The sequence below is a fragment of the Sodalis sp. C49 genome, from assembly GCF_046352915.1.
In the GTDB taxonomy this organism is placed as follows: domain Bacteria; phylum Pseudomonadota; class Gammaproteobacteria; order Enterobacterales; family Enterobacteriaceae; genus Acerihabitans.
On sequence record NZ_CP163303.1, the window covers coordinates 3,038,869 to 3,062,580 of the forward strand.

Consider the following 23,712-nt stretch of genomic DNA (forward strand, 5'->3'; position numbering starts at 1 on the left):
TTATAAAATACACCATCAATCAGTAGAATGAAGTGGGTCACATTTTTTGGTTATCAAAATGTGAAATTTTAATGTCTGTCACAAATTGAAATTAAATGCCAATTTTTGCGGCAAACCGTTTTGAAGAGCAATTAAAGAGAAATAGGCAACAAATCAAAAGGACTGTATATTCGCGCGCGGCGGACAACCCCGTACCATAGCATGGTCATTCTCCAGCCGGACGGCGTCGACGTCGGCAAACCGATCGCCCGTCAGACCGACGGCCCGTTTCATTATCCTGAGGAATAACTGCTATGCGCACCCTACCACCCAAGACTTGGTTTATTACCGGCGCCTCCAGGGGCCTCGGTCTGACCCTGGCCCGCCTGCTGCTGGCGCAGGGCCACAACGTGGCCGCCACCTCGAGAAACCGCGCGGCGCTGGAGCGCGCCGTGGCGCCCACCGCCGACCAGTTCCTGCTGTTCCTGCCGCTGGAAGCCGATCTCACCGACGAGGACAGCGTCGGCGCGGCGGTGGAGCAAACTATAAAGGCGTTCGGCGTTATCGATGTCGTGGTAAATAATGCCGGTTATGGCCTGCAGGGCACGGTGGAAGCGCTGACCGACGCCGAACTGCGCCGTAATTTCGACGTCAATGTCTTCGCGCCGCTAAGCGTACTGCGCAAGACCTTGCCGCAGCTGCGCCGCCAGCGCGCAGGGCACATTATCAATATCGCGTCCGTTGCCGGTTTCCAGGGCGGCTATGCCGGCTGGGGCGGTTATGTCGCCGCCAAGTTCGCCCTGGCCGGACTGACGGAATCGCTGGCGGCCGAAACGCGGGAGTTGGGCATCCATGCCACCGTGATCTACCCCGGGCCGGTGCGCACCGACTTTCTCACGGCCGGCTCCCTGGCGGTGGCGCAGCGCCAGATTGACGACTACGCCGCTGCCCAGGCGTCGCTGGATCTGCATAGGGACACCCTGGCGGGCAACCAGGCCGGCGATCCCGACAAGCTGGCCGCACTTATCGTCCGGATCGCGTCCGTGGAAAAACCGCCGCTGCATCTGTTTGCCGGCAATCTTGCCTGGGATCTGGCGTATCAGAAACTCGGCGAGGTTAAGCTGGATCTGGCGGCGTGGAAGGATGCGTCGCTGGCGACGGATTTCCCGCAGTGATATCACTGATGGTTAATGGATATTGGCGGAAATAATCCAGGACTTATGGTCTCCAGCAACTTGGTGAACAAGCGTATTGATGGCAAACACCGAGTGCGTTGAGGGTAACCGCTTTATTTATCTGATTTGTCATATTTTTGTCATCCCCTATTCAACCCATTTATTTACCCTTGCGCTGCGCTTTTTGACCCGCCCCAGGGCGGGAAGCCGCGCGGCCGCGCAGATTTTATCCCCTGCGCACGTGATTTTTGTCTTATGATGTCAGGCAGAGCCCGTGGCGAAATCAACTCGACATTCATTCATTTTTGGCCTGACCCATGGAGAACAACCCTGTGATGAAAAAAGTGAATCGCGTTTTATTGACCAATGATGACGGCATCGACGCCCCCGGTCTGGAGCTGCTGGCCAAGGCCGCCCAGGAGATTGCAGAAGAGGTGTGGATAGTCGCCCCCGCCCAGGACAAAAGCGGCGTGGCCAACTCCCTGAGCATGCGCGAGCCGGTGCGGGTGATCAACAAAGGTCCGCGGCGGTTTGCCGTCTATGGCACGCCCGCCGACTGCGTGGCCTACGCCGTGCACCAGGCGATGCTCGGTTCCCCGCCCGACCTGGTGCTTTCCGGCGTCAACAACGGTTCCAACCTGGGATTTGAAACCCTGCTCTCAGGCACGGTGGGCGCGGCGATGACCGGCATGCTGTCGGGCATTCCCTCGATTGCGCTAAGCCAGAACCGCGATCCCGATCAACCGGTAAACTGGGATAGCGCCACGCGCTACCTGATACCGACCCTGCGGCATGTGTTGCAGGCGACATGGGACCGGCAGGTGTGCCTGAATGTGAATTTCCCGGATATGCCCGCCGATCGGGTGAAAGGCATCAGGGTCACCAAGCAGGGCATGGGCAATGTGGACGGCATGATGGTCATTCCCGCCAAGGATCCCCACGGCGAGGACTATTTCTGGATCCGGGTGCAGCACGGCGGCCTTGAACGCCCGGAGAACAGCGAGCTGAAGCTGAATGACGAAGGCTATATTTCGGTGACGCCGCTCACCTTCGAGCGGACTGAAATGAAAGAGTTCCAACGTCTCGGCAGCCTGTACGGCCAGGACTTTTAGCCCCTGCCTAACCGCGCCCCGCCGGTGCGGTTGCTCCCCCCGCGTTATCGCCGCCTGCGATATTTGCCTGAGGCTTAACAGAAATCCCGCCGGGATTCTGGAGTAATACCTCCCTTGATGCCGTTAATCCGGGGAGACGATACCTTGGTGCTGAAAACTGCCTTGCCCCACCCTGGCCGCGACGACCTGCCCAAGCGGGAACCGGCGTGCGCCGTTCCGGCCCTGGAGGAATCCCGGCGCCGCTGCCGCAAACTGATGCAGCCCGCCGACTGGCGTCCCGCGCACCGGGCCGCCGGCGTGACCTTCGCTTCCATTTGCCGGCGTAAGGACGATTTGCTGGTGCTGGGACAGGCGGCGCTGGAGGATGCGTATGAGTATATGGAGTCGCGGCCCTGCGCGTTGCTGATCCTGGATGAAAGCGGCTGTACCCTGTGGGCGTGCGGCCATCCGTTTACCCAGGCCCGGCTGGAGGCGCTGGGCATCGGCCCCGGCAGTTACTGGACCGAAGGCCTGATCGGCACCAACGCGCCGGCGCTGGCCATCGCCGGGGGCTATCCGGTGCAATTGGCGGGAGAACAGCATTTCCGCCAGGCGCTGCACCCCTGGCACTTTTGCGCCGCCCCGGTGTACGACAACGGCGGCCGCCAGCGGGCGGTCATCGTGCTGGCCAGCCTGGTGGAGGACAAGGCCGCCAGCGATCTGTCGCTGACGCTGGTGCTGGCGCGCGAAGTGGGCAATTACCTGCACGCCGACAGCCTGCTGGCCGAAACCAACCGCCACCTTAACGCGCTCAACGCCCTGCTCGACGGCGTGGAAGACGGCGTGCTGGCCTGGGATCAGCACGGTTGCCTGCAATACCTTAACGCGCGCGCGGCGGCCATGCTGCGCCTCGATGAAACGGAGAGCCTCGGCAAGCCGGTGCTGACCCTGCTGACGCTGCCGGCGCTGGTGATCCAGGCCATGCATAACCGCAGCCCGCTGAGCCATGTCCAGGTCACGTTTGAGAACCGGCAGCAGTTTATCCCGGCGCTGCTGACGCTAAAGCCTATTCCCGACGGCGATCGCTGCGGTTTTATCGCCCTACTTCACCCGCAGGAACTCCTGCAGCAGTTGGTGCATAACCAGCTGGGCCGGGTGAGTTATACCTTTGCGGATATGCCGCTGGCGTCGCTGGAAATGCGGCGGCTGGTGCGTTATGGCAAACAGGCGGCCAAAGGCAGCCATCCCATGCTGCTGCACGGCGAGGAAGGCGTGGGCAAGCAGCGTCTGGGACAGGCCATCCATAACGGCGGCGAACGCGCGCAGGGTCCGTTTATCGCCCTGAACTGCCAGGCGTTGCCGCAGGATTTGATGGCGCGGGAATTTCTGGGCAGCGATGCCAGCGAGGGCGAGGCCGGGCAGCCGAGTAAATTCGAACTCGCCAATGGCGGCACCCTGTATCTGGAACAGGTGGAATATCTGTCGCCGGAAATGCAGTCAGCCCTGCTGCAAATCATCAAGACCGGCATGCTGATGCGCGTCAATTCGAACCGGGTGATCCCGGTGAATGTGCGGGTCATCGCCGCCACCGGCGCCGATCTGCCGCTGCTGGTCAAGCAAAACCGTTTTCGCCGTCAGCTGTTTTACACGCTGCAATCCTTTGAACTGCATATCCCGCCGCTGCGCCTGCGGACGCAGGATATTCCCGTGCTGGTGCAGGACAGCCTGCAGGCGCTGGGCCGCCATTTCCAGTGCCGCTATCAGATTGGCGGGGACGTCATTCGCCAGCTGTGCCTGTACCCCTGGCCGGGCAACGATCAGGAGCTGAAAAGCGTGGTGGAGCGCGCCGCCATGACCTGCCGCAACAATCGTATCGAGCTTAACGATCTGCCGGAGCATTTGCTGCAGGAACGGGCGCTGGTGGAACCGGACGCGCCCGCGTCGCAGCCGGTGCTGTCGTTTCCGGACCTGGAGCGCCAGGCGATTATCCGCGCGGCGCTGGTATGCCGGGGTCAGCTAAACGAAATGGCGCCGCTGCTGGGCATCGGCCGCACCACGCTTTGGCGCAAGGTGAAGCAATACCACCTGGAAATGGCGCGGTTCAAAACGGGCGCCGAGGCGGAATAAGCGCCGGCGGGTCCGCCGGCGCCGGGAAAATACTCGCGCCAAACATCGCTGCGAAAGCGCCAGGCGTTAAACCAGCGCGCCGCCGCGCGGCTTTTTGTCTTCGCTCTCCTCCGTCCCCGCTTTTTTACCACCGGCGGGCTTGTCGACGGTGAGGGTGCCGGCGGCCATGTCCAGCGCCGCCGTTTGGCCGTTGCGGGTGGCCTGTAAACATCCGCTCACGCCCACTACCATCGGTATGCCCAGCGCCCGCGCCAGGATGGCGCTATGCGACCAGATATTCCCCGCGCTCAGGCAAATGCCTTTCACCTTTTGCCGGTCCAGGCCAAGCATCTCGGAAGGCATCAGTTCCTCAGCCACCAGCAGCACGCCGTCGCCGTCGCCAACGCCGGGCGGCGCCACCGGCCCGGCGCCAAGATGTCCCAGCACCCGGTTGAGGATATCGCGGATATCCAGTTCCCTGGCGCGCAGGTAGGGGTCCTCCATCGCGCGGTACTCGTCGACCATGGCCATCAGTTCCCGCGACGCCGCCGCCTCGGCGCTGGAGAGTTCCGTTGCGATGCGTTGATCCAGCGCCCGCAGCAGATCCGCATCCTCAATCAGCAGCGCGTGGGCGCTGAAAATGGCCGCCTGATCCGGCCCCATGGCATCGCCGGCCCGATGCGCCAGCCGCCGCAGATCGCCGCGGGTCGCCGCCAGCGCCGAACGCAGCCGCTGCTGCTGTCCGGTTATCTGCTGGCGCGAAATCGTCTCCGGCCGCGCATGATAACGGGCCGGACGCAGCTTCAGCACCGGCGCGCGAATACCGCCGGGGGGAACCGGTATGCCGGTAAGCGTCATGCCGGCGCGCACGTCGACCTGTTCGCCGAAACCCCGGCGCGCCAGGGCGATAAACGCGTCCAGCGCCGCCCCCGCCTCCGGTCCGCTGGCCAGCAGGCGCAGGGTATCGCCCTGGCGGATTTGCAGCGTCGCCAGTTGGTTAAGACTGCGCGGGTCGACGCCGCGCCCGCCCTTTTCAAGACGCAGGTCCACCTTAAACGGCGCCAATACCCCGGCCAGCCGCGCCGCCGGACGGACATGGAGTCCGTTCGGGTTAAGCACCGTCCAGCTGACGCTTTGGCTGTCGGCGGGCATTACCGTCTTGCCCGGCCCCTCGTCGCCGGCGTCATCCGGCTCGCCAAGCTGGCGGGCCTTAGCCGCCAGCGCGCCCAGCGCCTCCGCCTTCACCTGCGCCAGGCTACCCCCCGCCGACGCCGCCACCACCGCCGCCAGGGTGCCTTCCACCAGCGGCGCGGCGCACAGCGTTACCCGCTGCGCCAGCGCGGGGTCCAGCAATTCCAGTGCGGTTTCCGCGCTCAGCAGGGCGCTGCCGAGATCCATCAGCACCAGCACCCCGGAGGGATCGTCCGCCGATTCAATGGCGTCCATCACCTTGACCGCATCGGTGCCTATGGGATGATCGCCGTCGTCCACCCCGGCGGCGATAACCAGCCGGCAGCCGCCCTGGATCATTTGTTCAGCCAGCTCAGCTACGCCCTGCGCCAGAAGAAGGCTATGGGACACTACCACGATATTGACCATCTTTCCTCCTGCCCGCCCGGGCCTGCGACTAACGGGTCGTCACCTGGTAAAGCGCCTGGATCATCAGCATCGCCGAGGTGGCGCCGGGATCCTGGTGGCCGATGCTGCGTGCGCCCAGATAGCTGGCCCGTCCTTTACGCGCCTGCATGGTGATGGTGGACTCCAGCGCCCGCTGCGCCCGCTCGACGGCCTGGCGCAGGGCGTCGGGCAACGCCAGGTGGTCCCGGCTGTCCTGTTCCAGTTGCTCGACCACCGGCACCCAGACGTCGCACATGGTCTTGTCACCGGGTTCAGCCTTGCCGCGCATGACCACCCCTTCCACGCCCTCCTTCAGCATCTGGCACAGGGCCGGCAAATCGAGGCTTTGTTTGGCGTTGGCGCTTTGGGCGGCGCGGATAAAGAAGGTGCCGAACAACGGGCCGCTGGCGCCGCCCACGCTCGACAACAGCGTCATGCCGGTATTCTTGAGGATAAAGCCGATATCCTTGTCCGCGACTGAAGGCAATTTCTCCAGTACCTTATTAAAACCGCGGTTCATATTCAGACCGTGATCGCCGTCGCCGATATCCGAATCCAGTTGGGTAAGGAAGTCCCGCTGTTCGGTGAACACCTCGGCGCACAGTTGCAGCCAACTGACGATATGCTGTCTGGTAATAACCATTATTGCCTCCATAAATTAACAGCCCCAGCGCAGGGCCGGCGTGTTGACCGGCGCATCCCACAGTTCCAGCAGCGCGTCATCCACCTTCAGCAGGGTGATGGACATGCCTTGCATATCCAGCGAAGTGCAATAGGAACCGATTAATTTACGTTCCACCTGCAGGCCGAACGCCGCGCAGCGCTCCGCCAGGCGATGCCAGACGCCATACAGCTCCGACAGCGGCGTCGACCCCAGGTTATTGACCAGCGCAATAACCCGATCGCCTTTTGCCAACGGCTGCTTGGACTGGCGGGTTTCACGCCAATCGCCCGCCTGGCGATCCCAGTGCCGCAGGGTGCGCTGGTAGCCGCCGTTTTCGATCAGGGTGGCGAACAGGGTATCCACCGTGTCGTTAAGCGAGATAAACGGACGGCGCTCGATGCCCGGCTCGCCGTGGATGCCGATGCCGAATTCCATCTCGTTGTCCGCCAGCGCAAACGACGGTTTGCCGGCGGCGGGCACGGTGCAGGCGCCCAGGGCGATGCCCAGGGAATGCCCCTGGTTGTTGATGCGCTCCCCAAGCGCCGCGCAATCATCGAGCGAGTCGCCGCGCGCCGCCGCCGCGCCCAGCAATTTTTCCAGCAACACGGTATTGGCCACGCCACGCCGCCCGGTGGTAAACAGGCTGTCCTTTACCGCCACGTCATCGTCGACCACCAGGGTCGCCACCGCCGTGCCGCTGGCGTGCAGCAATTCCGCCGCCGTCTCGAAATTAAGGATATCGCCGGTATAGTTTTTAATCAGCATCAATACGCCCTGGCCGCCGTCAATCGCCTGTCCGCATTCATACATCTGATCCGGCGTGGGCGAGGTGAAGATTTCCCCGGGGCAGGCGCCGGCCAGCATACCCTGGCCGATATAACCGCAGTGCATCGGCTCATGGCCGCTGCCGCCGCCGGACATCAGCGCCACCCGCCCCGCCACCGGCGCGTCGGCGCGGGTGATAAACAGCGGTTCCTGGTGCAATGCCAGTGTGGGATGCGCCTCTACCAGGCCGTTGAGCTGTTCCTGCAACACCGTTTCAACGCTATTGATTAATTTTTTCATACGCTGCTCCGCCAGATGAATAGGAATAGATCATGACTATAAGGCAGCTTTGGCCGGACGGGATAACGACGTAAATAGTTCCGTTTTGGAACGTTGCGGCGCGGATAAGGTTTCATTTTGGAACATCAGGCGGGCGTAGCGCGGCAGAGGGTGAACTGACGCACATTACGGGCCGGCGATAACACCGGGGCGACGCGGCCGCGGCCGTTGGTTTTAAACCCGGGATCCGTTACCCTTAGCCGGGTCGGCATCTTTTGCCGCGCAACAGGGCACTTATGACACCACTTATCTATTTGCAGGGTTACCCGGAGCACCTCCTCGCCCAGGTGCGCACGCTTATCGCGGAGCAGCGGCTGGCGGCGGTGCTGGCGCAGCGCTATCCCGCCGCGCATGAGGTCGCCAGCGACAAGGCGCTGTACGCATATACGCTGGAGCTGAAAAACCGCTACCTGCGCAACGCGGCCCCGATCAATAAAGTCGCCTGGGACAGTAAAATCCACGTGCTGAAGAATGCGCTGGGTTTGCACACCGCGGTATCGCGCGTGCAGGGCGGCAGGCTGAAAGCCAAGGCGGAGATCCGCATCGCCACGGTATTCAAAACCGCGCCGGCGGATTTTCTGCGCATGATCGTGGTGCATGAGCTGGCCCACCTGAAAGAGAAAGAGCATGACAAGGCGTTCTATCAGCTTTGCTGCCATATGGAGCCGCGCTATCACCAGTTGGAATTCGATACCCGCCTGTGGCTGACGCAGCTCGCGCTGCAAGGCAAGCCGGATTGACGCCGGCGCCGGGATTAGCCGACGGCGCGCGCGGGCTATGCTATGCTCGCTTATCCTTGTGCGAACAGATAACCCCATGAAAAACAGTGATACTTATGCCCCAGACCGGTTGATTGCCCCTGGCGGGCGCGTATTGGGCTGGCGGGACCTTTTTTCCTTATGGTTCTCTTTAGGCCTGGGGCTGGCGGTGTTGCAGGCCGGCGCCCTTCTTACGCCGGGCCTGGGCATGCTGGGCGCCCTGTCCGCCATCGCCATCGGATCGCTGGCCGGCTGCGTGCTGCTGGCGCTGTCAGGCGTTATCGGTTATGACACCGGGCGATCGTCCATGGCGGGCATGGCCTTCAGCCTGGGTAACACCGGCGCGTCGGTACCCGCGCTGCTCAACTTTTTGCAGTTGGTCGGCTGGGGCGCGTTTGAAATTGTGATGATGCGTGACGCGGCCAGCCTGCTGGCGACGCGCGCCCTGGGCGGCGGCAGTCCGTGGGCGAATCCCATTCTGTGGACCTGGCTGTTCGGCCTGTGCGCCACGGCGCTGGCGTTGTCGGGGCCGCTGGCGTTTATCCGGGTGGTGCTGCGGCGCTTCGGCATCTGGCTGTTGATCATTGCCTGCGGCTGGCTGAGCTGGTCGTTATGGCGGCGGGCGGATATGGGCGCGCTGGCCGCCAGCGCCGGCGACGGCACGCTGCCGTTTGCGGCGGGCTGCGATATCGTGATTTCCATGGCTTTATCCTGGCTGCCGCTGGTGGGGGATTACACCCGTTTCGGCAAAAGCGCCCGGCAAACCTTTTTCGGCACCCTGGCCGGCTATCTGTGCGGCAGTCTGTGGATCATGGCCCTGGGCGGCGCCTATGCCCTGGCGTTCGTCAGCAATAACGATACCAGCGCGCTGCTGGTGGCGTTATCGGGCGCCGCCATGGGCATTCCCCTTTTGCTTATCCTTATCGATGAAAATGAAAACGCCTTTGCCGATATCCATTCGGCGGCTCTGTCGTCGGCGCTGCTGGTGCCGCTGCGGGTGAAACCGCTGACCCTGGTTATCGGCCTGGCCTGTACGCTGATAGCCTGGCGGGTGCCGCTGTCGCAGTATGAAAACTTTCTGCTGCTGATCGGGTCGGTGTTCGCGCCCCTGTTCGGCGTGGTGCTGGTGGAACATTTCCTGGTGCGCCGCCGCCATGACCTGGCCCCGGGCGCCGCCTTGTCATGGCGGGCCTTCCTGGCCTGGGTCTGCGGCATCGCGGTCTACCAGGCCATGTCGCACTGGTTGCCGCAGGTGGGCGCCACCCTGCCGGCGCTGCTTATCTCGGGGCTGCTGCATTGTGCGTTGTCCCGCCGTCCCCGTCAGGTTTAACAGGAAAGCCATGCTTTTATACCGCGTTATCTCATTTTCACCTGTTGCCCAGGTCGCCGACAGGATCGGCGGCCAAGCGGGAAACCGCCCGGCGGCGGCATTATCGCGCGCCTGCCGCCCCTGGGCGGGCATCGCCCTGCTGCTGGCGCTGGCCGGCTGCGGCAGCCAGCAGCGCCAGCCCGCCAAGCCGCAGCCGGCGGACGTCCAGGCGCATATCATCCGGTTACTGCCGGCCAATACCGCCGATCGCGCGGGCTGGGCCAAGGATATCTATACGGCGTTCGCCGTTCGCAATATCGACCCCAATAGCGAGAATATCTGCTCGGTACTGGCGGTAGCCCAGCAGGAATCAGGGCTGCAGGCCGACGCGCCGGTAGCGGGCCTGGGCAAGATAGCCTGGGATGAAATCGACCGCCGCGCCGCGCAGGCGCATATCCCGGCGATCGTGGTCCATGCGGCGCTGCATATCAATTCGCCCAACGGCAAGACCTATAGCGAACGCCTGGACAACGTGCGCAATGAAAAGGAACTGAGCGGCATTTTCGAGGACTTTATCGGCATGGTGCCGATGGGGCAAAAACTGTTCGGCAACCTGAACCCGGTCCATACCGGCGGGCCGATGCAGGTCAGCATCGCCTTCGCCGCCGAACACGCCGACGGCTATCCCTACCCCATCGAGGGCTCGATCCGCCACGAAGTGTTCAGCCGGCGCGGCGGCATGTATTTCGGCATTGTGCATTTACTCGGCTACCCTACCCATTATCCCCGGCAGATCTTCCGCTTCGCCGATTTCAACGCCGGCTGGTATGCCAGCCGCAACGCCGCGTTCCAGAATGCCGTCAATCGCCTCTCCGGCAAGCAGCTGGCGCTTGACGGCGATCTGGTTAACTATGGGTCGGATGCGGCGAGCGCCACGGAACTGGCCGTACGGGCGATCGGCAAGCGTCTGGATATCGGCGACGCGGCCATCCGCCGGGCGCTGGAAAAGGGCGAACGTTTGGATTTTGAAGAAACGGATCTTTACCGGCGCGTGTTTGCCCTGGCCGATAAAACCCAGGGCCAGCCGTTGCCGCGCGCCATACTGCCGGGCATTACCCTGGAAAGCCCGAAAATAACCCGCAAGCTGACCACCGCCTGGTTCGCCAAACGGGTTGATGAACGGCGCCTGGCCTGCCTGGCCCGCGACCGGGCCGGCTGAGGCGTTGGCCTGCGTATGCTGTACCTGAAACCAATGCCGCCGGGTTATCACATTTCATAGCGATCGTTAAAAAAACATTGACGGGCCGGATGCCGCGCCCTAAGTTGATGGCGGGCAGAATCAACGGCCCGCTGTCTATCCTGATGTCCGATAACGATGAGAAGACGAAAAATGGCTAATCCGGCACAACATGACCTGACCTACTACCAGGCTTCGATCCCGGTATTTATCCGGGCACTGAACAATCTGTCCGCGCTGCTGCATAAAGCGGTCGCTTACGCCGCCGAGCAGGGCATCGACGAATCCCAACTGGTCAACGCCCGCCTGGCCCCCGATATGTTCAGCCTGGCCCGGCAGGTGCAGTCGTCCAGCGACGCGGCAAAATCCTGCGCGGCGCGCCTGTCCGGCGGCGACATTCCCAGTTTTCCCGATACCGAGACCACCTTTGAGCAGTTGCAGGAGCGTATCGCCAAAACCATCACCTACCTCAACAGCCTGTCCCAGGATCAGTTTGCCCATAGCGGCGAAAGGCCCATCGTGATGAATATGCGCGGTACGGCGAAAACCTTCACCGGCTATGATTATTTATTCCGCCTGGCGTTGCCGAACCTGTTTTTCCATATCACCACGGCCTATGACATCCTGCGTAACCAGGGCCTGGCTATAGGTAAAAGCGATTATCTGGGTTCATTTGAATAAGTGATTTGACAAGCGATGAGCACGCGAACGCGGCGGATAAACAGGGAGGTTAACGGCGGGAGAAACTATTAAGACGCCGCGCTGACGGCGCAATAATAGCGAATAAAAAAGAACGGAAGGCCGGTTAAACGGCGCTTCCGTTCTTTTTATATTATTCATAAATAACCGCGGTGCCGTGCAGGTTATTCTGACCGGTGGTCGAGGTGATCTGGAACGACTTGGCGCCGGACTGGGCGGCTTTATCGGCCAGCTGGCTTTCCAGCGAGGACAGGTTGCTGCCGCCGGTGGCGGAAATCACCCCGACCTGGCGCTGGTTGGCCGGCGCTGAATTAACCAGGTCGGCGGCGAAGCTACCGAAGGAAATAGCGCTCAGGGCGATGGCGGCAACGGCATATTTTACGTTTTTCATGATAGCGACTCTCTGTATTCAAATGACATTATCATTATCCGCGGGTAAGCGCATAATTAACGATTGTGGGTTTGTTATTTATCTGCGGCGCGGGGGATAGGCCCCGCGGCCGGCCACACTTATTGATAAATCACCGCGGTGCCGTGCAGGTTATTCTGGCCGGTAGTCGAGGTGATCTGGAACGACTTGGCGCCGGACTGCGCGGCTTTATCGGCCAGTTGGCTTTCCAGCGAGGACAGGTTGCTGCCGCCGGTGGCGGAAATCACCCCGACCTGCTGTTGGTCGGCCGGTGCGGCGTTAACCAGGTCGGCGGCGAAGCTACTGAAAGAAACAACGCTCAGGGCGATGGCGGCAACGGCATATTTTACGTTTTTCATGATGTGTACTCTCTAAAGTTAGTCAGGATTCAGTTGGCGACGTTAATTTCTTAACGTTCGATAACTAAATACTATCCTCCCGCGGCGCGGCACGCAACTTATTTTTATTATCGATCGTTAATTTAATAGTTAAGCAACTGATAATAATACGATTAAAGTTGAAAATTTTTTGTCTTTATCCCCTTTACGACCCCCTTGGCAATGCGTCACCTCCCTGCGTTGCCACGTGGTGCTTGTAATTTTCTTAATGATCGTTAATTATATACTGATACATCACCATCATTAAGAGAGGATTTTATGGACACACATCTGACTGCGTGTGTCAAAACCGCCAAAGGACCGGGCCGGCCAAAACAGTTCAGCCGGGAGTGCGCCCTGGATAAAGCGCTGGAACTGTTCTGGCGCCATGGCTATGAAGCCACCTCCATGTCCGATCTGGTGGCGGCCACCGGCGCCAAGGCGCCGACGCTTTATAGCGCGTTTGGTAATAAGGAGGGGCTGTTTCGCGCCGCCGCCGAACGTTATATCGCGCTGTACGCCGAGCGGGGTAAAAACCTGCTGGCCGATGCGGGCCGCCCGCTGGATGAGGTACTGCGGGATTACCTGCGCGACGCCGCAGCGATGTTTACCAATGAGACGCTGCCGCCGGGCTGCTTTTTAATCTGCACCTCTGCGGCGCTGTCTTCGTCCTCGCACAACGTGGCGCTGATGCTGCGCGCCCGCCATCACCGGCAGGAGGATATGCTGCTGGCATTTTTCCGCCAGCGCCAGACGACGGGAGAGCTGGCGGCGGATATTGACGCGGCAGGCCTGGCCAAGAATCTGGTCTGCGCGCTGCACGGCATGTCGGTACAGGCGCGCGAAGGCGCCAGCCGGGATGATCTGCACGCCATCGCGGCCACCTGGATGGCGGTTTGGCCGGCGCTGACCGTACCCAAGCCTGACGCGGGAATGAGGGGCAAGGAGAGTAAAGCGTAGCGCCTTAGCCTTTCGGCAGGCTCAGGCGGCGTTCGACGGCGCTGGCGAGCACTTGCAGCAGGATCACCAGCACCACATAAAACGCGGCGGCCAGCAGGTAGGCCTGAAGATTAAGGAACGTGGCCGACGCCACCATCTGGGCATTGCGCATCAGCTCGGTAACGCCGATAACCGACGCCAGCGACGTTCCCTTAAGCACGATGATAAACTCATTACACAACGGCGGAAACGCCACCCGCAGCGCCTGCGGCAGGATAATGCGCCGCATGGCCTGCGGATAGGTCATGCCGATGGAGCGGGCGGCCTCCATCTGCTCGCTGTGAATCGAGGTAATGCTGGCGCGAATGCTTTCCGCGGTATAGGCGCCGGCGTTAACCGCAAACGCCAGGGTCGCCGCCAGCAGCCGGTTATCCAGCGGGCTGAGCAGGCTTATCAGCAGCGGGCTGCCGGCCTGGCTGGCCCAGGCCGGCAAGCCGAAATACACCAGATACAGCAATACCAGCGGCGGCACGCCGCGAAAAACAGTGACATACGCCAGACAAAACAGCCGCACCGGCATCCGCCGGGATAAACGCCCGAGCGCCACCAGCAAACCGATGACCAGGGCGCCTGCCATAGCGAAGACGGTTAAAGAAAGACCGACCAGCACGCCCTGCAAATACAGCGGCGAATAGGCCGCCACAAATTCCATCATAACCCGCGCCATCCTGTATCAAGATTAAATATTGCCGTCGCCGGCGCGCTTATTTTGCCTCGCTGGCCGTCAGGAACGCCCGGATACGCTCGTTGGGCGGCTCGGCAAAAAACTGCCGGGCCGGCAGGTCGGCCACCACGCGTCCCTGCTCCATAAACACGATGCGATCGGCCACATCGCGGGCAAAGCGCAGCTCGTGGGTGACCATCAGCATGGTACGCCCCTCCTCGCTGAGGCGGCGCATCACCGCCAGCACCTCGCCCACCAGTTCCGGGTCCAGCGCCGAGGTCACCTCGTCAAACAGCAGCACGTCCGGTTCCATACACAGGGCGCGCGCAATGCCGACCCGCTGCTGCTGGCCGCCGGAAAGCCGGGCCGGGTAGGCATGGGCCTTATCCGCCAGTCCCACGGACGCAAGCGTCGCGGTCGCGCGCGCCACCGCCTCGCGATGGGATTGTCCCAGCACCCGCGTCGGTCCCTCAATCAGGTTTTCCAGCACGCTCAGGTGCGGAAACAGCGCAAACCGCTGAAACACCATGCCGGTTTTACGGCGCATCCGGCTGATATTGGCGTCGCTATCCTCCACCCGGCGGTTGCCCAGCTGCCGGTAGCCGATTTGCTCGCCGCGCAGGGTCACGCTGCCGCTGTCGTAGGTATTTAAAAAATTGACGCAGCGCAGCAACGTGGTCTTGCCGGCCCCGCTGGGGCCAATCACCGCCACGGTTTCCCCGCGCGCGATATCAAGATTGACATCGGTCAGGACAGGCACGCCGTTAAACGACTTGCAGAGCTGGCTAATCCGCAGGATCGGCGGCTCTGGCGCCACCGACGGCGTTTCCGTCATTTCCGGCATCTGTTGACCTCATGGGTAACGTTGGCAGTACAATCAGTGTGGCACATTCAGGGTATTGCCGAACCACTTGGTGGCGATGGCGGCCAGGGTGCCGTCCGACTTCATTTTATCAATGGCGGCGTTAACCTGCGCCAGCCCGTCGGTATCCTGCTTGCGCAGCGCCACGCCGTTCAGCTTCACATCGTCGGTGAGCGGCTTCGGCACCACTTTCAGCTTGCCGGCATACTGGCTGGCGGCAATATAGGTACCATTAACGCTTTCCACCGCCACCACGTCGATGCGCCCGAGCATCAGATCATTATAGGCGTCCACCACGGTGTTATAGGTGGCCGGCGTTACCCCCTTCATGCCCTGCAGCGCGGTGGCGGCGGCAGTGTTGACCATCACCCCGACCTTAAGCCCCGGCAAGTCGGCGGCGGTCGCCTGCGGATGCTGGCTGTCGGCGCGCACCACCGCGACAATCGTTTGCGTCATGATCGGCTGGGAAAACGCCACGACTTTCTTGCGCTCGTCGCTTATTACCAGATTGGTGATGGCGTCTATTTTTCCGCCCTGGAGCGCCGGGATAATACCGTCCCACGCCATGCCCTCATAGGACACCGGCACCCCCATATGCTGGCCGAGGGCGGCGGCGAAATCGGCGTCGAAACCGATAAGCTTGCCCGACGGATCGACGAAGGATATCGGCCGGTAGCTGGGATCGGCGCCAACGCGCAGCTGGGTCAGGCCCTGCGCCTGGGCCGACAGGGCGGCGACGGTCAGGCTGGCGGCCAGTACAATCAGCGCCGCGCCGTGCTTAGCAGAAAATCTCATAGGGTGCTCCTTCGGGTGAATGGTTTCAGTCGGTGTGTGGGTGGATGCGAATCGATAAGGCGCGCGTGCCGGGCAGGACCTCGGCGATATCGCCGCGGCCGAGTACGGTCACGGCGTCGAACTGTTCAATCACCAGCGGGCCTGTGGCGCGCCAGTGGTCCGGCAGCGTGGCGCGCTGATAGACCGGGCAGGCGACGCATTCGGCCTCATCAAGCCAGATATCGCGTTGACCGGCCGGTTCGGCCGCCGTCGCGGGCGCGGCGCCGACCTCGCCGCCGCCCCCGCGCGGCCGGCTGATTTTCAGCCGCAGGTTGAGCAGCTCCACCGCCGCAGTGGCGGAGGCGTGGCCGTAGCGCAGCAGATGCTCGGCCAAAAACGCCGAGCGGCTGACGGCCAGGCCCGCCGCGTCCGGCGACGGCAGCGCCACGGTCAGCGCATGGGACTGGCCGCGATAGCGCAGGTCGGCCGACCAGGCGATGGCCAGGTCGCCGGCGCTAAACCCGTCTTCGGCGGCGCGGGCCAGCAGCGCGCCGAGCATCTCGTCGGTCAGTTCCGCCAGTGCGTGGGCATCGATGGCGGACAGCTCCCGCAGCCAGGTGCGCTGGGCGTCATAGGCGATATCCACCGACAAAATACCGTGGGCCGAAAACACGCCGGAAAAATACGGGATCAGCACGCGCGGAATCTCAAGCGCGCGCGCCACGTCGACGGCGTGCAGCGGGCCGGCGCCGCCGAAGGCGATAAGCGTCATGGCGCGCGGATCGTGACCGCGTTCCACCGACATGGCGCGGATGGCGCGCACGATATTGGCGGTGGTGATTTGCAATATGCCGTGCGCCGCCCGCTGCCAGCTGACGCCCAGGGGCGCGGCGATATGCCGTCCGATGGCGGCGACGGCCGCCTCCCGGTCGAGGGGGAATCCGCCGCCGAGCATGCTGTCGACCCCCAGGCGATTGAGCGCCACATGCGCGTCGGTGACGGTGGGCAGTTCGCCGCCGCGGCCGTAGCTCACCGGCCCCGGCGTCGAGCCGGCGCTGCGCGGCCCGACCTTCAGGGATCCGGCGCGGTCCAGATACGCTATCGAACCGCCGCCGGCGCCGATGGTTTCAATTTCCGCCGAGGCCACCGCCACCGGATAGCCGCCGATCGCCCGCTCGTCGGTCACCGGGATGGCGCCGTTGCGCAGCAGGGCGATATCCGAACTGGTGCCGCCGATATCCAGCGTCAGCGCTTCCCCCAGGCCATGGCGGGCGCAGAGATCCAGCGCGCCCACCGCCCCGCCGGCGGGGCCGGACATGGCGCATTTTATCGGGAAACGGCGGGCTTCGGCAAAGGTCAGGCAGCCGCCGGCCGATCCCATGATAAAGGCCCGGGCCGGTCCCTGGTCTTTCAGGGTTTGCAGGCCGGCTAAAAACTGCGCCATCACCGGCATGGTGGCGGCGTTCAGCACCGTGGTGGCGGTGCGTTCGTATTCGCGGAATACCGGCAACACGTCGGAGGACAACGAGACCGGCACCCCCAGCACCGCCAGCTTTTCCAGGATACGCCGCTCATGGTCGGGATTGACGAAGGAAAACAGCAGGCTGACCGCCACCGCCTCCACTTTTTCCTCAAGCAGCTGTTCGATACAGCGGTCCAGCGCGGCCTCATCCAGGGGCAGCAGCACCTCGCCACGATGATCGAGGCGTTCCGGCACCTCCAGGCGCAAATGCCGGGGCGCCACCACCGGCGCGCGCCGGGCGTGCAAATCATAGGAGGACGGCCGGGTCATGCGGGCAATTTCCAGCACATCGCGAAAGCCCGCCGTGGTCACCAGGGCGGTCTTGGCCAGCGCGCCTTCCAGCAAGGCATTGGTCACCACGGTGGTGCCCACCACCGCGGCATCGATGTCGGCGGCGCCGGCATTCATCTGCCGCGCCAGCCCGTCCAGCGCCGCCAGGATGTCATTGCCCTGATCGCCCTTGCGGTGAAGGACTTTGGCGATGCGGGTTTCGCCGGTGGCGGGATTGGTCACCACCACGTCGATAAAGGTGCCGCCGACGTCAACGGCGGCCAGTAATCCGCTCATGCCTGAGCCTCCCTGATGTGGATATCGCCATAGCCGTATAGCCGGTCCTGCGCGCGCGCCGGCGCGGCGCGTTCGCACGGCGGGCCGTAGCCGCCGCCGCCCGCCGTTTCCACCCGGATGACCGTGCCCGCCGCCGCGGAGAGTTCGCTAAAACCCGTGATGGGCAACGGCGCGGCGTCCGGTGCGGTGACGGTAATGCGCGTCGGCGCGCCGGCGCCGCCGCCCAGCAGGCCGCCCGGCCCGTGCGTGGGCATGCTGACCTGGAAAGAGCAGCGCACCGGCGTCAGCACCTGGAATTCCCGGCGCAGGCCAAAGCCGCCGCGCTGGCGTCCGGCGCCTGCGGAACCCGGCACCAGTTCATAACGTAAAATACGCACCGGCAAACTCATTTCCAGCACTTCCACCGGCGTGTCGTGCAAATTGGCCACCGGCGGGATCATGCCGCTCTCGCCGTCGGCCACGTTGCTGGCGCCCGAACCGCCGCCCAGCGCCTCGCCATAGGCAAAAAGCCGGCCGGTCAGCGGGTTCATGCCGCCGAAAGAAAACACCCCGCCGCCGCCGGTGCCGGCCAGCACCCGTTCCGGCGCAAAGGCGGACAGCGCGTCCATCAGCGCCTCAAAGGTATGATAGGACACCTGGGTGGCGGCGGAAATGGCCGCCGGGAAAACGGGGTTGAGAATGGAACCCGCGGGAATGGCGATTTCAAGGGCGCGGTACATGCCGGCGTTGGCCGGGATGCCCTGCGCCAGGGTGATGCGGATGGCCATGTACACGCAGGCCAGCGTATTGGCCAGGCAGGAATTAAACGGGCTGTTGGTCTGCGGGCCGCTGCCGGAGAAATCAATCTTCAGGCGATCGCCCTGATGGGAAAGCGCCACCCGCAGCGGGATCATCTCGCCGCCGAAATCCGCCGCCGCCGCGCCGTACCAAATCTCGTCGGGCAGCGCGGCGATACAGGCGCGGGTCGCCGCCTCCGACCGGCGGATAATCTCGGCCAGGGCGTAACGTAGCTGATCGGTATCATAGCGGCGCGCCAGTTCGTCAATGCGGCTCTGGGCGACGCGGATGGTGGCGATTTGCGCGCCGAGATCCGCCATGCGCTCGTCGGGCAGGCGCGAGTTGGCGGCGATAATGGTCAGGATATTGTTATCCACCAGGCCGGCGGCCGCCAGCTTCACCGGCGGGATGCGCAGGCCCTCATGGAAGATCTCGGTGGCGGTGGCGGGCATGCTGCGCGGCGTCAGGCCGCCCACGTCGGTATGGTGCGCCATGCTGGCGCCGAAGCCGACCATCCGGCCGCCGGCGAACAAGGGCCCCGCGACGATAAAATCCGGCAGGTGATTGGCGCCATAATACGGATCGTTGACCAGGAACACGTCTCCCGGCGCCATCTCCGCCGCCGGGAACGCCGCCAGGATATGGCGCAGCGCCCCCGCCATCACACCGAGATGGATGGGAATATGCTCCGCCTGCACGGCGATATCGCCGGCCACGTCATAGACGCTGCATGAGCAGTCGCGCCGCTCCTTGATATTCGGCGAGTGGCTGGAACGCACCAGCGACTCGGCCATTTCATCGCAGATGGAATGGAAGGCGTTGCGGACAAGCTCGATGGCTATCTGGTCCAGCGGCGCTGTTTGGTTCATCGCGGATCCCGTATCAGGAAAAGATTGTGTTCCGAGTTCTAACACAGTAAAAATAAGTTCAGCAACAAGAATAGGGTTCACATACATGAACGAAGTCAAAAGCGCGGTGCGCGTATTGGAAGTACTCGAACTGCTGGCGCAGGCGGAAAAACCGCTCGCCCTGAAAGAGGTGGTGGACGAGTTGGGCTACCCGAAAAGCAGCACCCATAACCTGCTGGCGACCCTGGTGGCGCGCGGCTATGCGGTGCGCGGCGAGGCGGATCGGTATACGCTGAGCGACACGTACCGCAACGGCCCGGGCTGGATCTGCGGGCCGGAGGCCAGGCTGATTGAACTGGCCGGGCCGGTGATGCGCGAACTGCGCGACGGCTGCGGCGAAACCATCATGCTCGGGGTGCTGAACCACGATTGCCGGCTGAAAACCCTGGAGCGTTGCAGCGGCACCCAACCGGTGCGTTACGAGTCGCCGCTGGGCAGTTGCCTGCCGTCTTATTGCACCGCCATGGGGCGCGCCCTGCTGGCCGCCCGGGACGACGGCCAGATCGAGCGTTACCTCGCCCATGAACGCATCGTGCAATACACCCGGCATACCCTGGTGGACCGCGATCTTATCCGCCAGCATATCGCCAAGGCCCGCCGGGAGGGCTTCGCGGTGTCGGATCAGGAGATGGATATTGGCGGTTCGGGGGTGGCGGCGCCGGTGCTGAACGCCAAGGGGGAAACCGTGGCCGCGCTGAATGTGGCGGCCCTTTCCAGCCGTTTTGCCGAGCGGCGCGAGGATATTATCGCGGCGGTGAAACGCCATGCACTAGTATTGAGCAACCGGCTGGGCTGGCACTGAAGCAGGCCGGCCGGCGATGAAACACGTCCGCCGGCATTAGCGCCCGGCGGGCCGCAACGGCATCAGGCGGCAAGGGTCGCGCCGCCGTCGATGACGATATCCTGCAAGGTAATATGGCCGGCATGTTCCGAGGCCAGGAACAGCACCGCGTCGGCAATCTCGCGCGGCCGGGCGATTTTCCCCAGCGGAATGCCCAGCTTGAATTGCCCGGGAAAACCGGCAATGGTCCGCTGTTCCGCATCCGCGCTTTGCCACAGGCCGCGCTGCATCGGCGTATCGGTCGAGCCGGGCGACACCAGGTTGCAGCGCACTCCGAACGGCGCCATTTCCAGCCCGACGGTCATGCACAGGCTTCTCAGCGCCGCTTTCGAGGCGCAGTAGGCGGACATGCCCACGCGCGGCACGTGGGCGGCGTTGGAGGCGATGCTGACGATGGCGCCTGCCCGCTGGCGGCGAAATACCGGCAGGGTATGGTGAAAAAGGTTAAACGCGCCGCCGGCGTTGACCGCCATGCAGTCTTGCCAGTCCTGGAGGTCCAGGCTATCGGTGGCCCCCATGCGCAGGATGCCGGCGCCGTTGACCAGGACATCCAGCCGTGGGTTTTCCTCAAGCAGCGCCCCGCACACCCGTCCGACCTGGGGGGCATCGGTGATATCCAGCAATTGCGTGCGAAACGGGTAGCCGTCGCCGGCAAAGCGCCGGTCCAGTCCGACCACGTCGGCTCCGGCCTCGCTGAACGCCAGCGCGGTCTGGTAGCCGATGCCCTGACCGGCGCCGGTCACCCAGACGCGCTTACCGCTGAAATCCAGGCTGATAGTCATACGTTATGCTCCGGCGCCAGTAATTGCCACCAGCCGTTAAGGGTCGGGTTCCGCGCCAGCGCGACAAAATCCAGCCCCGCGCGCGCCTGCCGCCAGCGGGTGGCCAGCGTCATGATGCGCACCGAATCCAGGCCGTAGTCGATCAGGTTGTCATCATCGCCCAAATCACCGCAGTCGTCGTCGAGCATCGGCAGGATCAGCGCGCGCAGGTGCGCCTTGCTGATGGGCGCCGGCAACAAATCGGCGGTCATCAGCACGCGCCCGCAGCGGCCGGCGGCATAACGCAGGGCCATCAGATGGTCGTCGCGGGTAAAATCGGCCAGGGCGTCCGCCACCAGCAACGGTTTGATATTGCGCATAAACGCATCGGCGGCGGTCATCAGGCAGCCGATATGCGCATAAACGCCGCAGATAATAAGCTGGTTGCGGCCGCGCTCGGCCAGCATATCCGCCAGCGGGGCGCGGTGAAAGGCGCTGTAACGCCATTTGACCAGGACCTGGTCATCGGCGTCGGGCGCGAGGGCGGCGATGACCGCCTGCTGTTCGGGATACTGGTTTAACCCCGGCCCCCACATATCGTTTAACAGCCCGCGATCTTCCTCGCTCTGCCGCGCCGGCTGGGCGGTGTAAAACACCGGAATGCCCTGCGATTTACAGTAGCGGCGCAGGGCGGCGATATTCTCCACCAGCCGGCTGACCAGCGCGCTGTCCCCGCCCCAAAAGTTAAGGAAATAGTCCTGCATATCATGGATAAGCAGCGCCGCGCGCTGCGGCTCAAAGGCCCAGTTGACCTTATTGGCGGGCAGTTCCGCCGGAGTGGGCATGGCATAGGAAACCAGTTTCGGGATGGCCATTTATTTTTCTCCTGTGGCGGGGGTGGCGGTGGCGGCGTCGATCAGCAGGCGCAGTCGTTTTTTATCGACCTTGCCCACCGGCGTAAGGGGCAAGGCGTCCACCCGTTCAAAACGGTCGGGCAGTTTAAATTCCGCCACCCCCAGCTGGCGCAAATGGCGGCGCAGCGCCACCGGTTTGATCTCCTGCGTGACGACAATATAGGCGCAGCTCTTTTCCCCCATCAGCGCATCGGTCATGGATACCAGGGCCGCATTCACCACGTGCGGATGGCGCAGCAACAGGTTCTCGACTTCTTCGGCGGCAATCTTTTCCCCGCCGCGGTTGATCTGGTCTTTTTCGCGTCCCTGTACTTTCAGGTAGCCGTCGTCCGTCAGCTCGATTAAATCGCCGGAACAATAAAACCCGTCGGCGTCAAACGCCGCGGCGTTGTGCTCCGGGCTTTGGTAATAGCCGCGAAACGTATAGGGCCCGCGCGTCATCAGGCGTCCCACGCGGCCCGGCGGCAGCGGATTGCCCTGCCCGTCGGCCACCCAGACTTCATCATCCGGCGATATCGGACGGCCCTGGGTGGTAAAGATATGTTCGTCGTCATCGTCCAGCCGGGTGTAGTTCACCAGCCCTTCGGCCATGCCGAACACCTGCTGCAGCCGGCAGCCCAGCTCCGCCGGAATGCGCGCGGCCAGGGCCTCGCCAAGCTTGGCGCCGCCGACCTGCAATAATTGCAGGCTGGCCAGCTGCCCGCTGTCGCCCCATTGTTCCATCGCCTGCAGCCACAGCGTCACGGCGGGCGGCACCAGCCCGGTGACGGTGATCCGGTGCTGCGCTATCAGCGGGAAACAGACGTTGGCGCTCGGATCGCTGGCCAGTACCACGCTGCCGCCGCCGTAAAACACGCCCAGCGCGCCCGGCGAGCTCAGCGGGTAGTTATGGGCCGCGGGCAGCGCGCACAGGTAGCGGGTATCCTCATCGAAACGGCAGATGTCCACGCTGGCGCGAATACTGTAGTAGTAGTCGTTATGGGTGCGCGGAATCAGCTTCGGCGTGCCGGTGCTGCCGCCGGACAGCTGGAAAAAGGCCACCTCGTCGGCGGGCGACGGGGCGGCGGTGAACGCGCCCGGCGCTTCGTCGAATAATGCCTGTAAACTTGTTTGCGGCGCGTCGTCGCCGCGCATCGCCACCACCCGCAGCGACGGATGCTGCCGCCGCAGTTCATCGATAAAGCCATTATCGCTGAACAGCCCATGCTGCCGGTCGGCAATCAGCAGCGCCGGCCTGATTTGCAGCGCATAGGCGGTAAGTTCGCTGCGCTGGTGGCTGAACAGGGCATTTACCGGCGCCACGCCGATTTTCAGCAGGGCGAACAGCACCAGGTAAAATTCCGCCACGTTGCCCAGCTGCACCAGCGCGGTATCCCCCGCCGCCAGCCCGCGCCGGGCAAGGGCCGCGGCCAGCCGGTCGGACAAGGTGTTGACATCCCGGTAGCTCAGGCGGCGCTCGCCGCAGGCCACCGCCAGCGCGCCGCTGTCTTTACGGCGGTCGATAATATCGGTCAGGGGTAAGTCCAGCCAGTATCCCCTGGCGCGGTAGCGGGCCGCGAACTCATCCGGCCAACGGTTAAATACAATGCTCATCATCT

22 protein-coding genes are annotated in these 23,712 nt (G+C 63.3%); 9 read left to right on the forward strand and 13 right to left on the reverse strand.

What is annotated here, in order from left to right:
• The first annotated feature begins 293 nt into the window (after nucleotides 1-293).
• The 3 genes from ABUK12_RS13710 (at nucleotide 294) to dhaR (ending at nucleotide 4,372) form a co-directional block, all read left to right on the forward strand.
• Nucleotides 294-1,154 carry an SDR family NAD(P)-dependent oxidoreductase gene (locus ABUK12_RS13710; RefSeq protein WP_410012380.1) on the forward strand — a complete coding sequence of 287 codons (861 nt, stop codon included), beginning with the start codon at nucleotides 294-296 and terminating at the stop codon, nucleotides 1,152-1,154.
• Nucleotides 1,155-1,489: 335 nt separating this feature from the next.
• A complete protein-coding gene (gene surE, locus ABUK12_RS13715; RefSeq protein ID WP_410012381.1) occupies nucleotides 1,490-2,266 on the forward strand; it encodes a 5'/3'-nucleotidase SurE in 777 nt (258 codons plus the stop codon).
• Nucleotides 2,267-2,452: 186 nt separating this feature from the next.
• Nucleotides 2,453-4,372: a dihydroxyacetone kinase operon transcriptional regulator DhaR gene (gene dhaR / locus ABUK12_RS13720; RefSeq protein WP_410016645.1), complete on the forward strand. Its 1,920-nt coding sequence runs from the start codon at nucleotides 2,453-2,455 to the stop codon at nucleotides 4,370-4,372.
• 66 nt (nucleotides 4,373-4,438) lie between these two features.
• Here the strand turns inward: dhaR and dhaM are convergent, their stop codons facing one another.
• Genes dhaM through dhaK form a run of 3 tightly spaced genes read right to left on the reverse strand, consistent with a single transcriptional unit; the run spans nucleotide 4,439 to nucleotide 7,697 of the window.
• Nucleotides 4,439-5,950 (reverse strand): dihydroxyacetone kinase phosphoryl donor subunit DhaM, encoded by a 1,512-nt coding sequence (gene dhaM, locus ABUK12_RS13725; protein WP_410012382.1) that lies wholly within the window; start codon nucleotides 5,948-5,950, stop codon nucleotides 4,439-4,441.
• 28 nt (nucleotides 5,951-5,978) lie between these two features.
• The gene (gene dhaL / locus ABUK12_RS13730; RefSeq protein WP_410012383.1) at nucleotides 5,979-6,611 is read right to left on the reverse strand and encodes a dihydroxyacetone kinase subunit DhaL; all 633 of its coding nucleotides are present in this window, start codon (nucleotides 6,609-6,611) and stop codon (nucleotides 5,979-5,981) included.
• A gap of 15 nt (nucleotides 6,612-6,626) precedes the next feature.
• The gene (gene dhaK / locus ABUK12_RS13735; protein WP_410012384.1) at nucleotides 6,627-7,697 is read right to left on the reverse strand and encodes a dihydroxyacetone kinase subunit DhaK; all 1,071 of its coding nucleotides are present in this window, start codon (nucleotides 7,695-7,697) and stop codon (nucleotides 6,627-6,629) included.
• A gap of 275 nt (nucleotides 7,698-7,972) precedes the next feature.
• Here dhaK and ABUK12_RS13740 point away from each other — a divergent pair, with 275 nt between their 5' ends.
• The 4 genes from ABUK12_RS13740 (at nucleotide 7,973) to ABUK12_RS13755 (ending at nucleotide 11,721) form a co-directional block, all read left to right on the forward strand.
• Entirely contained in the window at nucleotides 7,973-8,476 is a 504-nt protein-coding gene (locus ABUK12_RS13740; RefSeq protein WP_410012385.1) for a YgjP-like metallopeptidase domain-containing protein, read from the forward strand.
• A gap of 76 nt (nucleotides 8,477-8,552) precedes the next feature.
• Nucleotides 8,553-9,824, forward strand: coding sequence for a putative hydroxymethylpyrimidine transporter CytX (gene cytX / locus ABUK12_RS13745; RefSeq protein WP_410012386.1), 1,272 nt, complete (start codon nucleotides 8,553-8,555; stop codon nucleotides 9,822-9,824).
• Nucleotides 9,825-9,834: 10 nt separating this feature from the next.
• Nucleotides 9,835-11,022 carry a DUF1615 domain-containing protein gene (locus ABUK12_RS13750; protein WP_410012387.1) on the forward strand — a complete coding sequence of 396 codons (1,188 nt, stop codon included), beginning with the start codon at nucleotides 9,835-9,837 and terminating at the stop codon, nucleotides 11,020-11,022.
• Between the two features lie 171 nt (nucleotides 11,023-11,193).
• On the forward strand, nucleotides 11,194-11,721 hold the full coding sequence (locus tag ABUK12_RS13755) for a DUF1993 family protein (protein ID WP_410012388.1): 528 nt from the start codon (nucleotides 11,194-11,196) through the stop codon (nucleotides 11,719-11,721).
• 151 nt (nucleotides 11,722-11,872) lie between these two features.
• On the opposite strand, the gene bhsA (ABUK12_RS13760) is transcribed toward ABUK12_RS13755, so the two are convergent.
• Both bhsA (ABUK12_RS13760) and bhsA (ABUK12_RS13765) read right to left on the reverse strand, forming a co-directional pair.
• Nucleotides 11,873-12,130, reverse strand: coding sequence for a multiple stress resistance protein BhsA (gene bhsA, locus ABUK12_RS13760; protein ID WP_410012389.1), 258 nt, complete (start codon nucleotides 12,128-12,130; stop codon nucleotides 11,873-11,875).
• A gap of 119 nt (nucleotides 12,131-12,249) precedes the next feature.
• Nucleotides 12,250-12,507, reverse strand: coding sequence for a multiple stress resistance protein BhsA (gene bhsA / locus ABUK12_RS13765; protein WP_410012390.1), 258 nt, complete (start codon nucleotides 12,505-12,507; stop codon nucleotides 12,250-12,252).
• A gap of 297 nt (nucleotides 12,508-12,804) precedes the next feature.
• Here bhsA (ABUK12_RS13765) and ABUK12_RS13770 point away from each other — a divergent pair, with 297 nt between their 5' ends.
• A complete protein-coding gene (locus ABUK12_RS13770; protein ID WP_410012391.1) occupies nucleotides 12,805-13,485 on the forward strand; it encodes a TetR/AcrR family transcriptional regulator in 681 nt (226 codons plus the stop codon).
• 4 nt (nucleotides 13,486-13,489) lie between these two features.
• On the opposite strand, the gene ABUK12_RS13775 is transcribed toward ABUK12_RS13770, so the two are convergent.
• From ABUK12_RS13775 to ABUK12_RS13795, 5 genes are read right to left on the reverse strand one after another with little or no spacing between them, the layout of a single operon-like run.
• Nucleotides 13,490-14,179, reverse strand: a complete 690-nt coding sequence (locus ABUK12_RS13775; RefSeq protein WP_410012392.1) for an amino acid ABC transporter permease — start codon at nucleotides 14,177-14,179, stop codon at nucleotides 13,490-13,492.
• 49 nt (nucleotides 14,180-14,228) lie between these two features.
• Nucleotides 14,229-15,023, reverse strand: coding sequence for an amino acid ABC transporter ATP-binding protein (locus tag ABUK12_RS13780; protein ID WP_410016646.1), 795 nt, complete (start codon nucleotides 15,021-15,023; stop codon nucleotides 14,229-14,231).
• Nucleotides 15,024-15,065: 42 nt separating this feature from the next.
• On the reverse strand, nucleotides 15,066-15,845 hold the full coding sequence (locus tag ABUK12_RS13785) for a substrate-binding periplasmic protein (protein ID WP_410012393.1): 780 nt from the start codon (nucleotides 15,843-15,845) through the stop codon (nucleotides 15,066-15,068).
• Between the two features lie 25 nt (nucleotides 15,846-15,870).
• Nucleotides 15,871-17,913, reverse strand: coding sequence for a hydantoinase/oxoprolinase family protein (locus tag ABUK12_RS13790; RefSeq protein ID WP_410012394.1), 2,043 nt, complete (start codon nucleotides 17,911-17,913; stop codon nucleotides 15,871-15,873).
• On the reverse strand, nucleotides 17,910-19,559 hold the full coding sequence (locus tag ABUK12_RS13795; protein ID WP_410012395.1) for a hydantoinase B/oxoprolinase family protein: 1,650 nt from the start codon (nucleotides 19,557-19,559) through the stop codon (nucleotides 17,910-17,912). Before ABUK12_RS13795 ends, ABUK12_RS13790 begins: the two co-directional genes overlap by 4 nt.
• Before the next feature lie 85 nt (nucleotides 19,560-19,644).
• Between ABUK12_RS13795 and ABUK12_RS13800 the strand changes: the two genes are divergently transcribed.
• On the forward strand, nucleotides 19,645-20,400 hold the full coding sequence (locus ABUK12_RS13800) for an IclR family transcriptional regulator (RefSeq protein ID WP_410012396.1): 756 nt from the start codon (nucleotides 19,645-19,647) through the stop codon (nucleotides 20,398-20,400).
• Nucleotides 20,401-20,462: 62 nt separating this feature from the next.
• Here ABUK12_RS13800 and dhbA read toward each other — a convergent pair whose 3' ends face one another.
• From dhbA to ABUK12_RS13815, 3 genes are read right to left on the reverse strand one after another with little or no spacing between them, the layout of a single operon-like run.
• Complete coding sequence (dhbA, locus tag ABUK12_RS13805) at nucleotides 20,463-21,221, reverse strand: 2,3-dihydro-2,3-dihydroxybenzoate dehydrogenase (protein WP_410012397.1); 759 nt, start codon at nucleotides 21,219-21,221, stop codon at nucleotides 20,463-20,465.
• The gene (locus ABUK12_RS13810) at nucleotides 21,218-22,075 is read right to left on the reverse strand and encodes an isochorismatase family protein (protein WP_410012399.1); all 858 of its coding nucleotides are present in this window, start codon (nucleotides 22,073-22,075) and stop codon (nucleotides 21,218-21,220) included. The genes dhbA and ABUK12_RS13810 overlap by 4 nt, the downstream gene beginning before the upstream one ends.
• On the reverse strand, nucleotides 22,076-23,707 hold the full coding sequence (locus ABUK12_RS13815; protein ID WP_410016647.1) for a (2,3-dihydroxybenzoyl)adenylate synthase: 1,632 nt from the start codon (nucleotides 23,705-23,707) through the stop codon (nucleotides 22,076-22,078).
• Nucleotides 23,708-23,712: the final 5 nt, after the last annotated feature.

What these genes read in the sequence shown, in the direction of transcription:
- ABUK12_RS13710 (WP_410012380.1), top strand. Translation starts at nt 294, where the DNA reads ATGCGCACCCTACCACCCAAGACTTGGTTTATTACCGGCGCCTCCAGG.
- surE (WP_410012381.1), top strand. Translation starts at nt 1,490, where the DNA reads ATGAAAAAAGTGAATCGCGTTTTATTGACCAATGATGACGGCATCGAC.
- dhaM (WP_410012382.1), bottom strand. Translation starts at nt 5,950, where the DNA reads ATGGTCAATATCGTGGTAGTGTCCCATAGCCTTCTTCTGGCGCAGGGC.
- dhaL (WP_410012383.1), bottom strand. Translation starts at nt 6,611, where the DNA reads ATGGTTATTACCAGACAGCATATCGTCAGTTGGCTGCAACTGTGCGCC.
- dhaK (WP_410012384.1), bottom strand. Translation starts at nt 7,697, where the DNA reads ATGAAAAAATTAATCAATAGCGTTGAAACGGTGTTGCAGGAACAGCTC.
- ABUK12_RS13740 (WP_410012385.1), top strand. Translation starts at nt 7,973, where the DNA reads ATGACACCACTTATCTATTTGCAGGGTTACCCGGAGCACCTCCTCGCC.
- cytX (WP_410012386.1), top strand. Translation starts at nt 8,553, where the DNA reads ATGAAAAACAGTGATACTTATGCCCCAGACCGGTTGATTGCCCCTGGC.
- ABUK12_RS13750 (WP_410012387.1), top strand. Translation starts at nt 9,835, where the DNA reads ATGCTTTTATACCGCGTTATCTCATTTTCACCTGTTGCCCAGGTCGCC.
- ABUK12_RS13755 (WP_410012388.1), top strand. Translation starts at nt 11,194, where the DNA reads ATGGCTAATCCGGCACAACATGACCTGACCTACTACCAGGCTTCGATC.
- bhsA (WP_410012389.1), bottom strand. Translation starts at nt 12,130, where the DNA reads ATGAAAAACGTAAAATATGCCGTTGCCGCCATCGCCCTGAGCGCTATT.
- bhsA (WP_410012390.1), bottom strand. Translation starts at nt 12,507, where the DNA reads ATGAAAAACGTAAAATATGCCGTTGCCGCCATCGCCCTGAGCGTTGTT.
- ABUK12_RS13770 (WP_410012391.1), top strand. Translation starts at nt 12,805, where the DNA reads ATGGACACACATCTGACTGCGTGTGTCAAAACCGCCAAAGGACCGGGC.
- ABUK12_RS13775 (WP_410012392.1), bottom strand. Translation starts at nt 14,179, where the DNA reads ATGATGGAATTTGTGGCGGCCTATTCGCCGCTGTATTTGCAGGGCGTG.
- ABUK12_RS13780 (WP_410016646.1), bottom strand. Translation starts at nt 15,023, where the DNA reads ATGACGGAAACGCCGTCGGTGGCGCCAGAGCCGCCGATCCTGCGGATT.
- ABUK12_RS13785 (WP_410012393.1), bottom strand. Translation starts at nt 15,845, where the DNA reads ATGAGATTTTCTGCTAAGCACGGCGCGGCGCTGATTGTACTGGCCGCC.
- ABUK12_RS13790 (WP_410012394.1), bottom strand. Translation starts at nt 17,913, where the DNA reads ATGAGCGGATTACTGGCCGCCGTTGACGTCGGCGGCACCTTTATCGAC.
- ABUK12_RS13795 (WP_410012395.1), bottom strand. Translation starts at nt 19,559, where the DNA reads ATGAACCAAACAGCGCCGCTGGACCAGATAGCCATCGAGCTTGTCCGC.
- ABUK12_RS13800 (WP_410012396.1), top strand. Translation starts at nt 19,645, where the DNA reads ATGAACGAAGTCAAAAGCGCGGTGCGCGTATTGGAAGTACTCGAACTG.
- dhbA (WP_410012397.1), bottom strand. Translation starts at nt 21,221, where the DNA reads ATGACTATCAGCCTGGATTTCAGCGGTAAGCGCGTCTGGGTGACCGGC.
- ABUK12_RS13810 (WP_410012399.1), bottom strand. Translation starts at nt 22,075, where the DNA reads ATGGCCATCCCGAAACTGGTTTCCTATGCCATGCCCACTCCGGCGGAA.
- ABUK12_RS13815 (WP_410016647.1), bottom strand. Translation starts at nt 23,707, where the DNA reads ATGAGCATTGTATTTAACCGTTGGCCGGATGAGTTCGCGGCCCGCTAC.